10 protein-coding genes and 1 riboswitch are annotated in these 15156 nt (G+C 42.4%); of the genes, 6 read left to right on the forward strand and 4 right to left on the reverse strand.

Going from position 1 to position 15156, the window contains the following annotated elements; genetic code table 11:
• Positions 1-144: 144 nt before the first annotated feature.
• From P3L44_RS16140 to rppH, 4 genes are all read right to left on the reverse strand, one after another.
• Entirely contained in the window at positions 145-996 is an 852-nt protein-coding gene (locus P3L44_RS16140; protein WP_140171590.1) for a thymidylate synthase, read from the reverse strand.
• Between the two features lie 119 nt (positions 997-1115).
• A complete protein-coding gene (gene lgt, locus P3L44_RS16145) occupies positions 1116-2012 on the reverse strand; it encodes a prolipoprotein diacylglyceryl transferase (protein ID WP_272661620.1) in 897 nt (298 codons plus the stop codon).
• A 162-nt stretch (positions 2013-2174) separates the two neighbouring features.
• A complete protein-coding gene (ptsP, locus tag P3L44_RS16150; RefSeq protein ID WP_272661619.1) occupies positions 2175-4421 on the reverse strand; it encodes a phosphoenolpyruvate--protein phosphotransferase in 2247 nt (748 codons plus the stop codon).
• A 3-nt stretch (positions 4422-4424) separates the two neighbouring features.
• Positions 4425-4958 carry an RNA pyrophosphohydrolase gene (gene rppH / locus P3L44_RS16155; RefSeq protein ID WP_004257639.1) on the reverse strand — a complete coding sequence of 178 codons (534 nt, stop codon included), beginning with the start codon at positions 4956-4958 and terminating at the stop codon, positions 4425-4427.
• A gap of 112 nt (positions 4959-5070) precedes the next feature.
• A riboswitch (TPP riboswitch) is annotated at positions 5071-5168 on the forward strand.
• Positions 5169-5226: 58 nt separating this feature from the next.
• Here rppH and thiB point away from each other — a divergent pair.
• The 6 genes from thiB (at position 5227) to rluA (ending at position 15010) form a co-directional block, all read left to right on the forward strand.
• Complete coding sequence (gene thiB / locus P3L44_RS16160; protein WP_272661618.1) at positions 5227-6231, forward strand: thiamine ABC transporter substrate binding subunit; 1005 nt, start codon at positions 5227-5229, stop codon at positions 6229-6231.
• Complete coding sequence (gene thiP, locus P3L44_RS16165) at positions 6207-7811, forward strand: thiamine/thiamine pyrophosphate ABC transporter permease ThiP (RefSeq protein WP_272661617.1); 1605 nt, start codon at positions 6207-6209, stop codon at positions 7809-7811. The genes thiB and thiP overlap by 25 nt, the downstream gene beginning before the upstream one ends.
• On the forward strand, positions 7804-8514 hold the full coding sequence (gene thiQ, locus P3L44_RS16170) for a thiamine ABC transporter ATP-binding protein ThiQ (RefSeq protein ID WP_272661616.1): 711 nt from the start codon (positions 7804-7806) through the stop codon (positions 8512-8514). Before thiP ends, thiQ begins: the two co-directional genes overlap by 8 nt.
• A 62-nt stretch (positions 8515-8576) precedes the next feature.
• Positions 8577-10928, forward strand: a complete 2352-nt coding sequence (locus tag P3L44_RS16175; protein WP_272661615.1) for a DNA polymerase II — start codon at positions 8577-8579, stop codon at positions 10926-10928.
• Between the two features lie 377 nt (positions 10929-11305).
• A complete protein-coding gene (gene rapA / locus P3L44_RS16180) occupies positions 11306-14212 on the forward strand; it encodes an RNA polymerase-associated protein RapA (protein ID WP_110591267.1) in 2907 nt (968 codons plus the stop codon).
• Between the two features lie 144 nt (positions 14213-14356).
• Positions 14357-15010, forward strand: a complete 654-nt coding sequence (gene rluA / locus P3L44_RS16185) for a bifunctional tRNA pseudouridine(32) synthase/23S rRNA pseudouridine(746) synthase RluA (protein ID WP_272661614.1) — start codon at positions 14357-14359, stop codon at positions 15008-15010.
• Positions 15011-15156 lie beyond the last annotated feature (146 nt).

The following is a 15156-nucleotide window of genomic DNA, read 5'->3' on the forward strand; positions in this document are numbered from 1 at the left end:
CAAGAAAGTAAATTAATTATGAACCAAGATAAAATTCATTAAGAAAGATGGGATAGATAAAGGAGGGAGGTTGATGAAATGTAAAAACACAATACTAAGATGGCTTTTCGATAAAACCATCTTAGTAAACAATTTATTCGCTAATCAAACAGTAAACGGATATTTGATAGCCTCATGGCACTGGTACCCTTCGAGAGCAAAATCATCCGAAGTCACCCATGTTTCGAGGTCTTCTAATGACTGAATTTTGGGGTTAATAAACAATGAAGGGGAAGCAAACGGCTCACGTTTTAGTTGGACATCACGCATTAAAGTCAGTTGGTTTTCATAAATATGTGCATTCACAATTTTATGGTAAGCCTTACCTGCTTTATGCCCTGTAATACGAGCCATTAGAGCGAGTAAAACAAAGCATTGTACTTGGTTGAAATTTAAACCGAGCGGTACATCACAGCTACGTTGGTAAGATGTTAAATGTAAGGTATCACCTAACAATGAAAAAGTATGAGTATGCATGCAGGGACGCAAGCAACCCATTTCAAATTCACCAGGGTTATAGAAAGTGATAATTTCTGCGCGGTCATCAATTCCATTTTTTAAGTTATTGACGACTTTTTTCAGCTGATCTAAATGTGTTCCATCTGGGCGTTGCCATGAGCGCCCTTGAACACCATATACGCGGCCCATATCATCCTCACCTTTGCGATAAGGGTTATTCAGCCATGCTTGGTTCTCATTTGCATTGGCATTCCATGTATTACAACCAATTTCACGAAATTGAGCCGCATTGTCGTAGCCACGTAGATAACCAAGAAGCTCAGCTATCGCCGCTTTATAAAAGCTTTTACGAGTCGTAATCAAGGGGAATTGATTATTGCCCACATCATATTCAAGGTCAGCGTTAATAACGGTTAAACAACGAACACCTGTTCGTTTATTCTCAACCCATTGCCCTTCATCAATAATACGTTGGCATAAATCAAGATACGGCTTCATAGAGACTCTCTTTTAAAAAAATAACTTAAGTGGCTAACCTTTGTCTTGTTGTACTTCATTGCTTTATTTACAAAATAGTTATATTCAACAGACTAAGTTAGCCCCAATAATTGTACTTATTAACTCTTTTTTGGCTCTTTTAGTGGCTTCTGGGCTGGCACATTTTTGCCATATTTGTAAGCCCAAACAATCATCAGAACTCCAATAATAATCATCGGAATTGATAGAATTTGTCCCATACTAATACCACCAAATAAACCAAGCTGTGCGTCTGGTTGCCTAAAGAATTCAACAATAATCCTAAATGCACCATAACCAATCAAGAATAACCCAGAAACACTCCCCATTGGACGAGGTTTACGCACAAATAAGTTCAAAATAAGGAACAGAACAATTCCCTCTAAGAACATTTCATAAAGCTGTGATGGGTGTCTTGGTAGCACACCATACTGCTCTAATATGGGTAATAACGAAGGGTCCTGTGCGGCAAGTTGAATATCTTCACTGCGTGAATGTGGGAATAAAAATGCCCATGGCGTATCGAGTGTTACTCGTCCCCATAGCTCCCCATTAATAAAGTTCCCAATACGGCCCATGCCTAAGCCAAATGGGATCAATGGTGCAACAAAGTCAGATACTTGCAGGAAACGACGGCGAGTACGGTGAGCAAACCACATCATGGCACATATCACACCGATTAGGCCGCCATGGAAGGACATGCCACCATCCCAAACCTTAAATAGATATAAAGGATCATCAAGAAAAACAGGGAGATTATAAAAGAAAACGTAACCTAACCGACCACCGACAAATACGCCAACAAAGCCAACATACAGCAAGTTTTCTACTTCGTTTTTTGTCCAGCCACTATTGGGTTTTGCAGCGCGACGCCCTGCTAGCCAAAGGGCAAAAACAAAGCCAACAAGGTACATAAAGCCATACCAGTGTAACGATACTGGCCCAATCGAGAACATAACAGGATCTATTTCCGGAAATGCTAAGTAGTTGTTACTCATTGTTCCCCACTTTTTAATCATTAAGCCAACTACTCGTCGACTATTACGTATTCAACAGGCTTCAATTTGTGAAGCCCCTGAAGCATACAACAAAAAGTATAGTCATTTATACTTGATATTTTTCAAACTAAACCAAATTAAATACTTACATCTTGTTGTAAGTTAAATCCCACCACGTACAAAACCGCCTAAATGGTGTTGTTCCATAAATTCACTCGCCTCTAGCCTGACACTATCACTCGTTTCCGCAGCCAATAACTTAGGTACTAACTGCGACATCAAGGCAGGGTCAAGCTGGCGGATTAAATATTTCATGCGAGGAACACTACGCCCACTCATACTTAAGGAGCGATATCCTAGAGCAATTAATACCATTGCGCTGAGTGGCTGCCCTGCCATTTCCCCACAAACACTTACAGGGAGTTGAAGGCGTTGGCACTCTTCACTTACTTTTGCTAAAAAGCGCACAATTGAGGGATGAAGATTATCATATAGCGCCGCTACATGGGTGTTATTACGGTCAACAGCAAGTAAATATTGTGTAAAGTCATTAGTCCCGATAGAGATAAAATCAACGCGTTTTTTTATTTCCGGTAATAGAAATAGCAAAGAAGGAACTTCAAGCATAATACCAATTTGGGGCATCTCAACTGGCATTTTTAATAAAAAACTCACTTCGTTCCTTGCTCTTTTTATCAGCAAAATTGCTTCGTCTATCTCATTAACACTGGTCACCATCGGTAATAAAATACGTAAATTACCTGAAAACATATTCGCCCGTAACATAGCCCTTAGCTGGATTAAAAAAATCTCGGGCTGGTCCAGCATGATGCGAATACCGCGCCAGCCTAAGCTTGGGTTTTCTTCGCTAATTGGCATGTATGGCAACTGTTTGTCCGCCCCTATATCAAGGGTTCTTAACACTACAGGCTTGGTAGGGAAAAGTTGTAAAACTTCTTTATAGAGTTGTTTTTGCTCATCTTCCGAGGGAAAACCATTGTGCAACATAAAAGGCAGTTCAGTACGATACAGGCCAACGCCGTCAATCCCTGTGTTAATCTGTTGCTCGTAGCGCGGACTTAAACCTGCATTAAGGTAAATATGAACGTGTTCGCCGCCTTTAAGTGTTGCATCTTGTTCAAGAGTTCCTTCCGCTAAGCGACTAATAACATTTTCTTCTTCAATGATTTGCTGGTATTCCTGAACAATTAAATTTTCAGGTTCAATAAAGAGCTCACCACGGTAACCATCCAATATTAAATGGCGGTTATGTAATAACGAAGGCTCAATATCCGCGCCCATAATTGCAGGAATTCCCATAGCTCTGATTAAGATAGCGGAATGAGAATGCGTTGCTCCGTCACGCACGACCACACCAGCAAGTTGCTCAATAGGTAACTCCGCCAATACACTAGCACTTAATTCATCAGCAACTAAAATAAAACGTTCTGGCCATTGCTCATTTGCGGTAAGTGAATCATCAAGATGAAATAATAAGCGTTGACCTAATGCTTTTAAATCTGCCCCTCTTTCCCTTAAATAAAGGTCACGCAGGCGAGAAAACTGCTCTACATAATTTTCAATAACTGTTTTAACTGCCCATTCAGCAGTTGCGTTATCATTGATGGCGGCAAACAGATGTTTTTTTAGCTGCGGGTCACTCAGTAAATGATTATAGAGATCAAATATCGCCGCACTTTCTTTTGCCGAGCTCGCCATAAAACGTTTACTAATACGACGACATTCCGCTGTAGCACTTTCGAGGGCGGCGACAAGGCGTTGTTTTTCTTTGTCGATATCAATAGCGCTTGCTTGAAAAATACTATCTAAAGAAGGTTGGGAACTATCTTGCCATCCATAAGCCATTGCAATTCCTTGTGATACAGGAATCGCTTTAATTCTATTTTGCCTATATTGCCCAAAAATACCTTTTGCTTGTGCTTGCGACAAAATCACGGCGAGTTGCATCGACAGCGTTACCATGAAAGATTCTTCGGTTTCATTAAATAGCCGTTTTTCCCGTTGCTGTACGACCAGCACGCCTAATAATTGGCGACGGTATACCACGGGAACACCTAAGAAAGCTTTTAATTGTTCTTCTTTAAGCTGAGGCAGGAATTTATATTGAGGGTGTTCACGAATATCGGCTAGATTGAGCATCTCAGACTGGCGCCCTACGGCCCCTACGACACCTTCATCAAAACCTAGACGAATAGCAATCCCGCTAGGTTTTTTTAACCCGCGGGTTGCCATTAAGTAATAGCATTGGCGAGGGTGATCAGCTAAATAAATGGAACAAACGTCTGTTCTCATTGCTTTGCAGGTCTCATTCACCAACACTTCTAGCGCATCAGTCAAACTTGTCGCCATTGCAACTTTTTCGACAATTTCACGTAAACGCGTCAACATAGGCTACTTTGCTCCACGCCTACGGTTATTAAAAGAGGGCCGTTGTGGTAATTTTTGTTCCTGTAAAGGCATAACTACGGGAGCGAATTCTTTCATGACACGCCGATAAACTTCACGTTTGAAAGAAACCACCTGCCTAACAGGATACCAATAACTGACCCATCGCCAGCCATCAAATTCTGGCGATTTACTGCGCTGCACGTTTATATCGGCATCATTGCATTGAAGTTGAAGTAAAAACCAACGCTGTTTCTGCCCAATACAAACAGGTTTTGTATCCCAACGCACCAAACGCTTGGGTAATTTGTAACGTAACCAATTACGGGTAGATGCTAATAACCTGACATCCTTACGCTGTAGCCCGACTTCTTCGTATAGCTCACGATACATCGCCTGTTCCGGCGATTCCCCAGGATTGATGCCTCCTTGAGGAAACTGCCATGAGTGTTGACCATAGCGGCGGGCCCATAAAACTTGCCCTTGCCGATTACAAATTACAATTCCTACATTCGGGCGGTAGCCATCATCATCAATCACAGACTACCTCAATAACCAAATTTGAAAGATGCCTAATTGTTTCACACATACCTAAACTGGTAAACCTATATCAATACAGTTTGCAGATATGCCTGAAGTCACTACAATAGTGAACATCTCAACGGGGTGCCGAATTTATTTAGGCTGAGAAATAACCCGTAGAACCTGATCCGGTTAATACCGGCGTAGGGATTTGAGCCACCGCCTGCATATCTGCACCGGTTCCTCCTCAAATCCTGTGTCACTATCTTTTAGCGCAGGAAAAAGCATGTTTAAAAACAAAATTATAGCATCGTTCTTTACCTTTGGTGCACTCAGTTTAAGTCAATTAGCATGGGCGGATAAACCAACGCTTACTGTTTATACCTACGATTCCTTTGCCGCAGAGTGGGGTCCAGGACCACAAATTAAAAAAAATTTCGAAGCGCAGTGCGATTGTGAATTAAAAATAGTGGCGCTGGGGGATGGTGTAGCCCTGCTAAACAGACTCAGAATGGAAGGAAAAAAAAGCAAAGCAGATGTGATTTTAGGGTTAGATAATAATTTATTAGATTCTGCTGAAAAAACAGGCCTGTTTGCTCCTGCCGACATTAATACCAGTGCATTGAAGCTGCCTATTTCGTGGGATAGCTCAACCTTCATTCCTTATGACTATGGTTACTTCGCATTTATATATGACACTAATAAAATTAAACAACCACCAACAAGTATGGATGCATTATTAAATAGTGAAAATAATTGGAAAATTATTTACCAAGATCCTCGAACCAGTACGCCCGGACTTGGCTTAATGCTATGGATTGAAAAACTGTATGGCGACAAGTCTGCGGATGCATGGCAAAAAATGGCAGGCAAAACACTTACCGTAACTAAAGGTTGGAGTGAAGCTTATGGCCTGTTCTTAAAAGGAGAAGGTGATTTTGTACTCAGTTATACCTCATCGCCGGGTTATCAAATGCTTAATGACCAAAAAGATAACTATGCTGCGGCATTATTTAATGAGGGTCACTATATGCAAGTTGAGGTGGCAGCAAGGCTGAAAAATAGCCCACAGCCGGAGCTTGCCAAACAGTTCTTGCAGTTTGTCTTAACGCCTGAATTCCAAAATACCTTGCCAACAACAAACTGGATGTATCCGGTCATTGATATTCCCTTACCTGAGGTATACAACCAGTTACCTCTACCTGAAAAAGCCTTACAATTTAGTTCTCAAAAAGTGGCCAAAGAACGCCAAAATTGGACTCGTTTATGGCAAACCGCCGTCAGTCGCTAATTAATTTGTCTCTACTACCGGGGGCGTTGGCCTCCGGATTACTGATTACGGTTGCACTTATTAGTTTTGGTGCACTGTGGTTTTTTGCACCTGAAATTTCAATGACTGACATTATTAGCGATAGCTATTTGTGGCATGTGATTGGCTTTACTTTCTGGCAGGCTTTTTTATCCGCTATTTTTTCTGTAATCCCTGCTATTTTTCTTGCAAGAGCACTACACCGCCGTCGTTTTTTTGGGCGAACCCTATTTTTACGCTTATGTGCAATGACGTTGGTTCTTCCGGTGTTAGTTGCCGTATTTGGTATTTTATCAGTTTACGGGCAAACGGGTTGGCTGGCTAAACTTTGTCAATTACTGGGATTTAATTACAGCTTTTCACCTTATGGCCTAAAAGGCATTTTGCTAGCACATGTTTTCTTTAATATGCCACTAGCGACTCGTATGCTATTACAGTCTTTAGAAAATATCGCTATTGAGCAGAGACAAATTGCAGCACAACTGAGGTTCAATGAGTGGCAGCAATTTACTATTTTAGAATGGCCTTATTTACGGCGGCAAATATTACCTACTGCTGCGTTAATTTTTATGCTGTGCTTTGCCAGCTTTGCGACTGTGCTCGCTCTGGGAGGCGGTCCTGCAGCAACCACTATCGAATTGGCTATTTACCAAGCTCTTAACTATGATTTTGATTTAGGGCGAGCCACTATTTTAGCATTAATTCAGCTGTTCTTCTGTGTCGGTTTAATGTTTATCTGCCACAAAGTAAATAGTGTATTTTCAGTAGGTTTTAGCCACCAAGCACAATGGGTTGACCCCGCTGATAACGCATTTCGTCGTATTCGTGACCTGCTGCTCATTATCGCTGCCATGTTATTGCTACTTCCCCCACTATTCGCGGTTATTTTCGATGGGTTAAATGGGCAACTTTGGGCGGTATTGCAGCAACCCGCCTTATGGCAAGCCACGGCAACCTCAGTGTTTATTGCACTGTGTGCTGGCGCTGTCTGTGTGGTACTAACCTTAATGTTGTTATGGAGCAGCCGCGAATTGCGCTTACGCCAAGCAGCTCGTTTAGGGCAAGCCATAGAGCTTAGCGGGTTAATTATTTTAGCCATGCCGGGTATCGTCCTCGCGACAGGTTTTTTTATCTTTTTTAATGAAACGGTAGGCTTACCTGAATCCCCTTACCCATTAGTTATCATGACTAACGCTTTGTTAGCTATCCCCTATGCGTTAAAAGTATTAGAAAACCCAATGCGAGACAGCGCTGAGCGCTATAACCCATTGTGCCAATCACTCGATATTTCGGGTTTTAATCGCTTTCGAATTATTGAACTTAAAGCACTGCGTAAACCAATCGCCCAAGCGCTCGCATTTGCCTGTGTTATCTCAATTGGTGATTTTGGTGTCGTCGCGTTATTTGGCAATGATAACTTCCGCACGCTCCCTTATTATCTTTATCAGCAAATAGGGGCTTATCGGTCGAACGATGGGGCTGTTACGGCCATGCTATTGTTATTACTTTGCTTTTGCTTATTCAGCTTGATTGAACGTATTTCAGGAAAACATCATGATTAAATTGACTCAGCTAGATTACCAATACGACAACCTGACAATGTCATTTGATTTTTCTGTTCAGTCCGGTGAGTCTGTGGCCGTTATGGGGCCTAGTGGTGCAGGGAAAAGTACGCTATTAAGTTTGATTAGCGGCTTTCAATTCCCCAATAATGGTACGATTGAGCTTAATGGCGAAGACCATACCTTTAGCCCACCCGCTAAGCGCCCTGTTTCTATGCTATTTCAAGAAAATAATTTATTTTCACACCTGACGATCCGGCAAAATATTGGCCTTGGGTTACAACCCAATTTGCGCCTCAATAAAACGCAAATTCAGCAAGTTGAGCAAATGGCGAGTCGTGTCAGCCTGAGTGAATGTTTAGATAGGTTACCGGCGCAACTGTCGGGGGGGCAACGGCAACGTGCGGCATTAGCACGCTGCATGATCCGTAATCAACCGATTTTACTGCTCGATGAACCCTTTTCTGCTCTCGACCCTGCATTACGCCGAGAAATGCTACTATTACTCAGGGAAATTTGTGCAGAAAAATCAATCACATTGTTAATGATTTCGCATAATGTTGATGATGCTTTACAAATTGCCCCGCGGACACTGGTTATTGCAGAAGGGAATATTGCCTACGATGGTGATACTCACTACCTATTACAGGGACAAAGCGCTGCGTCTGCTTTACTGAGTATCACAAGCGTTTCCAATAATTAGCACTGTATAAATTCACACTATTCGCGTATATTTATCCTAACTATTTTTATGCGAGTAGCCTAATGACCCAACTCATCGCCCCAGCGGAAAGAGGCTTTATTCTTAGCCGGCACTGGAGAGACACCCGTCACGGTGTCGAGGTCTCTTATTGGCTACTCACTGATAACCAACCACAAAAGGTCACTGTTCCATATCAAAAAGCGATTGGTTTTTTAGCTGAATCTCAATTTCCTCGAGTAAAACACCTATTAGATGAACAACCCAATATTACCTATCGGCTTCTTGAATTAATTGATTTTAAACGTGAAAAGGTCTATGCGATTTATTGCCAGCAATATCGACAATTACAGAATCTTGAAAAAAGCTGCAACGAATTGGGTGTCGAATTATTAGAAACAGATATTCGCCCAAGTGAACGGTATCTAATGGAACGCTTTATCGCGGCCTCTGTCTGGTTTTCTCAAAATCAGCAAGGAGAATTTCAACTAAAACCTTGTGAAGGCTACCGTCCCCTAGTCAAAGCTGTTTCCCTTGATATCGAAACCAGCCAACATGGTGAACTCTATTCTATAGGGCTGTCTGGTTGTGGTGACAATGTGGTATTTATGTTAGGGTCAGAACAAGGGCCTGCATTGAGCTCTGAACATCGCTTAATCTATGTGAATAGCCGCCCGCAATTACTTCATAAGCTCAATGAATGGCTTCACCAATACGACCCTGATGCCATCATTGGTTGGAACCTAATCCAATTCGACTTACAAGTATTACAAAAGCATGCTGAGCGTTATGGCATCCCATTATTGTTTGGTCGACAAAACAAAAAATTGGAGTGGCGAGAGCATGGCTTTAAGCAAGGGGTATTTTTTGCCGCTGCTGAAGGCCGGTTAATTATTGATGGTATTGATGCATTAAAAGCAGCAACATGGAGTTTTTCATCATTTAGTTTAGAGTTTGTCGCTCAAGAACTCCTTGGCGAAGGTAAAGCGATTGATACCCCTTATGACCGAATGGATGAAATCAACCGCCGCTTTGCTCACGATAAACCCGCGTTGGCACATTACAATATTCAAGACTGTATTTTAGTTCATCGGATCTTTGAAAAAACTGATTTAATGGCGTTTTTGCAGGAGCGTTCAACGGTGACAGGGTTGCCTGTCGATCGAATGGGGGGCTCAGTTGCCGCATTTTCTCATTTATATATCCCACGATTGCACCGCCTTGGTTTCGTTGCGCCAAACCTCACAGAGCAAAAAATGCAACTCAACCCCGGTGGCTTTGTCATGGACTCTCAACCCGGGCTATATGACTCCGTATTAGTTTTGGATTACAAAAGCCTATATCCTTCAATTATTAGAACTTTTCTCATCGATCCGGCGGGTATGATTGAAGGATTAGCGCATCCAGACCTTGAACATTCTGTTCCCGGTTTTCGCCAAGCTTGGTTTTCTCGCACAACCCACTGTTTACCCGATATTGTCAGCCATATCTGGCAAGAGCGGGATAAAGCCAAAAAAGAGCATAATGCACCACTATCCCAAGCGCTAAAAATTATTATGAACGCATTTGCTGGAGTATTAGGAGCTGAAGGATGCCGTTTTTTTGACCCAAGACTGACCGCATCAATCACCATGCGTGGCCATGAAATTATGCGTACAACCAAACGCTTGATTGAGTCACAGGGTTACCAAGTTATTTATGGAGATACCGACTCCACGTTTGTATGGTTACGTGATGCCCACAATGAAGAACAAGCACAAAAAATTGGCTTTGCTTTACGTGATTACGTAAATAGTTGGTGGAAAAAACATTTAGCAGAAGAATGGCAATTAGAAGGTGTTTTAGAGCTCGAGTATGAAACCCATTACCGCCGATTTTTGATGCCCACCGTACGTGGTGCCGAAATGGGGAGCAAAAAGCGCTATGCAGGATTGAGTAAAGACACCATGGTATTTAGAGGGCTGGAAACCATTCGTTCAGACTGGACACCATTAGCTCAAATATTCCAAAAAGAGCTCTATACTCGTATTTTTTATCACCAACCTTACCGTGAATATATTCGTGAGTATGTCCAAAATATTCGTTCGGGCCAATATGATGACCGTTTAGTTTATCGTAAGCGTCTGCGCCGAAAATTGACTGATTACCAAAAAAATGTTCCTCCGCATGTTCGAGCTGCTCGTACCGCTGATGGCTATAATTTAAAATTACAGCGCCCTTTGCAATATCAAAATGGTGGTTGGATAAACTATATTATCACTCAGGCAGGGCCTGAACCGCTGGAAATCATCACGGCAAAACCGGATTACGAACATTATATTTCCAAGCAAATCAAACCAATAGCAGATGCTATCTTGCCTTTCTTACAAGATGACTTTGATACCCTGCTAACTGGGCAAATTACCCTGTTGTTTTAAAATTTATTCTACCTTTGATGTTTTTTTAACAGGTGACGATAGCCTTCGGTTGAATTAATATATCGCCCCTTTGGTATCTCGCACGTCTGGCTACACAAATTATGCGTGATAATCAACAATACTCATTATAATTCAAATAGACTGACTCATTGTCTCGGCCACAAGCCCAGCAAACGCCTTAGTGCTCACTTTGCTGCAATTTGAATAATTAAATGTGTATAATTAATCATCAGGTAACGACTATTTTTAAAATAATTCGAACTCTTCCTTGTGTAACTATTAATGAGCTACACCAACACTGGGCGAAGACACTGATAAAAATTGTCTTAAAAAATCTAAAAAATAAACTCTCAATTTTATGGAATTAAGTTAAATCTATGCCATTTACTCTTGGTCAACGCTGGATCAGCGATACAGAAAGCGAACTTGGATTAGGTGCCGTCGTGGCAATTGATGCCCGAATGGTAACGTTGCTTTTTCCTGCTAGTGGCGAAAACCGCCTTTACTCTAGCAGTGATGCCCCTATTACCCGAGTGATGTTTAATGAAGGTGATACCATTACCAGCCACGAAGGCTGGCAACTTCAAGTTGAAAGCATTGAAGAAGATAAAGGATTATTGACTTACATCGGCACACGTTTAGATACGCAAGAAACCGGTGTGAGCCTTAGAGAAGTGTTCCTCGACAGCAAGCTCACATTCAATAAGCCGCAAGATCGTCTATTTGCTGGGCAAATTGACCGTATGGACCGTTTCGCTTTACGCTTCCGTGCGCGCAAATTCCAAAGCGAGCAAGTCAAACATCAAGCGACAGGCCTACGCGGTATTCGTGCAAGCCTGATCCCACACCAATTACATATTGCCAATGAAGTGGGAAAACGCCACCATCCGCGCGTATTACTCGCTGACGAAGTCGGCTTAGGTAAAACCATTGAAGCGGGGATGATTATCCACCAGCAATTAATGGCAGGCCGTGCAGAGCGCGTCTTAGTTATTGTTCCTGATAGCTTACAGCACCAATGGCTGGTTGAGATGCTACGCCGCTTTAATCTGCGTTTTTCTTTGTTTGATGATAGCCGTTACAGTGAAGCACAGCATGATAGTGATAACCCATTTGAAACAGAACAACTCGTTCTGTGTTCACTGGATTTCGTCCGTCGTAACAAGCAGCGTTTTGACCAATTAGTTGAAGCGGGCTGGGATATGATGGTCGTCGACGAAGCTCATCACTTACAGTGGAGTGAGACCGCCCCGAGCCGTGAATATCAAGTTATTGAAACATTAGCTGAAAATATTCCTTCTATTTTGCTATTAACGGCAACACCAGAGCAACTTGGCCAAGAAAGCCACTTCGCTCGCCTGCGTTTACTTGACCCTAGCCGTTTTCATGATTACCAAGACTTTATTGCTGAGCAAGAAAACTACCGTCCTGTTGCTGATGCGGTTTCACTGTTGCTGTCGGGTGACAAACTGACTAATGACCAGCAAAATTTACTTAACGAATTAATCAAAGAACAAGATATCGAACCACTGCTAAAGGCTGCAAACCTTGAAGGTGAAGATGGCAATGCCGCGCGTCAAGAGCTGATCAACATGTTAATGGACCGCCATGGTACTAGCCGCCTGTTGTTCAGAAATACCCGAAATGGCGTCAAAGGCTTCCCTCGTCGTGAATTGCATTCGTTAAAAATGCCATTGCCCACCCAATACCAAACCGCAATTAAAGTGGCTGGTATTATGGGCAGTAAAAAAGACGTTGAAACACGTGCAAAAGAAATGCTCTACCCTGAGCAAATTTACCAAGAGTTCGAAGGTGAAAACGCCACGTGGTGGAACTTTGACCCGCGGGTTGAGTGGTTAATGGGCTTTTTGACCGCAAACCGCCATGAAAAAGTGTTAGTGATCTGCGCGAAAGCCGCAACTGCACTACAATTGGAGCAAGTGTTACGTGAACGCGAAGCGATTCGTGCTGCCGTGTTCCACGAAGGGTTATCGTTATTAGAACGTGACCGAGCTGCTGCCTATTTCGCCTCTCAAGAAGAAGGCGCGCAGGTTCTATTATGTTCTGAAATCGGTTCTGAAGGGCGCAACTTCCAATTTGCTAACCAGTTGGTGATGTTCGACCTGCCGTTTAATCCAGACTTACTCGAGCAACGTATCGGCCGTTTAGACCGTATTGGACAAAGCCGTGATATCAGCATTCATGTGCCTTATTTAGAAAATACCGCACAATCTGTGTTGATCCGCTGGTATCACGAAGGCTTAGATGCCTTTGAACATACCTGCCCAACAGGCCGAGCTATCTACGATAAATACTACCAACCATTACTGCAATTTATGGCTGAACCGACAGTCACAGAAGGTTTTGATGATTTTATTAAAACCTGCCGTGCAGAGCATGACAGCTTGAAATTACAATTGGAACAAGGCCGTGACCGTTTGCTTGAAATGCATTCAAACGGTGGCGAGTCTGGCAATCTGTTGGCTGAAGAAATTGGTGAAGGTGATAACGATACCGAATTGGTTAACTTTGCACTCAATCTTTTTGATATCGTGGGTATTAATCAAGAAGATAAAAGTGATAACTTGATTATCCTAACGCCTTCAGACCATATGTTAGTCCCTGATTTCCCAGGGCTTCCTCAAGATGGTTGCACCATCACGTTTGATAGAGAGCAAGCACTTTCTCGTGAAGATACGCAGTTTATCAGCTGGGAGCACCCTATTATTCGTAATGGTTTAGATTTAGTGCTATCTGGCGATACCGGCAGCTGTGCGGTTTCTTTATTGAAAAACAAAGCGCTGCCTGTTGGCACCTTATTGACTGAACTGATTTACGTTGTGGAAGCTCAAGCACCTAAGAACCTGCAAATTAGCCGTTTCTTACCCGCAACTCCGGTACGCTTATTAATTGATTTAAAAGGTAATAACTTATCATCTCAAGTTGAGTTTGAAAGTTTTAACCGCCAATTAAATGCCATTAACCGCCATATGGCAAGCAAACTGGTCAATGCAGTACAAAATGAGGTTCATTCGGTATTACGCTTATCTGAGCCAATGATCGAAAAAGAAGCCAAAGCATTGATAGAGAATGCAAAAGAAGCGGCTGATAAGGCGCTAACGTTGGAGCTTTCTCGTTTAGAAGCACTAAAAGCGGTCAACCCAAATATCCGTGATGAAGAACTTGATATTATTGAGGAAGAACGCCAACAACTGATGACTAATATCGACCAAGCTACATGGCGACTAGATGCGATTCGTTTAGTTGTGGTAACTCATCAGTAGCCGACTTGCTGTGAGTACGCTGTCGCTCATTCAAATAGCTTATTATTAGTAATTTGAATTATAGTAAGCGTAAACTAAAATAGTCACTTATTTCTCCCTCATCTGAGGGAGAAATTATTTAAAAGCTTCGGAGTTACACACGTTATGATGGAACCCTACCAACCTGCTATTGAACCTTGGTTGCATATACTTTACCAAGATGATCACATCATTGTGGTGAATAAACCTAGCGGGTTACTCTCTGTTCCCGGAAAAGCGCCAGAGCATCATGACAGCATTATGAGCCGTGTTCAGCGTGATTTTCCCGCCGCTGAATCCGTACATCGGTTAGATATGGCGACAAGTGGCGTCATGGTTGTGGCACTGCACAAAAAAGCTGAACGCGAACTTAAACGCCAATTTAGGGAGCGTGAGCCTAAAAAAGTCTATATTGCTCGTGTTTGGGGTCATTTAGAAAAAGAAGAAGGTTTGATTGATTTACCGCTGATTTGTGATTGGCCAAACCGCCCTAAGCAAAAGGTGTGCTTTGAAACGGGTAAATCGGCACAAACCGAGTACCACGTTTTACAATATGAAAAACAAGCCACTCGCGTAAAGCTTTCCCCTATTACGGGTCGTTCGCACCAACTTAGAGTCCATATGTTAGCTTTAGGCCACCCTATCCTTGGTGATCGCTTCTATGCTCACGATGAAGCCAAAGCGCTCGCCCCTCGCTTACAATTACATGCTCAGGAGTTATATATCACCCATCCTGAATATGGCACACCAATGCATTTTACCTGCCCACCGGATTTTTAACGGTCTCTAATCGATTGATTAGATTTCAATATTACCAGTGCAGAAATTAACTCACTCTGTTTTTGCGCTGATTATTTTTCCGTTTGTTTTTATCCTAAGAACATACATAACTATGTAACTAGGGTTCGCGAGCGCAGCCAACAAAA

The organism is Providencia sp. PROV175, assembly GCF_032707045.1.
Taxonomy (GTDB): Bacteria; Pseudomonadota; Gammaproteobacteria; order Enterobacterales; family Enterobacteriaceae; genus Providencia; species Providencia hangzhouensis.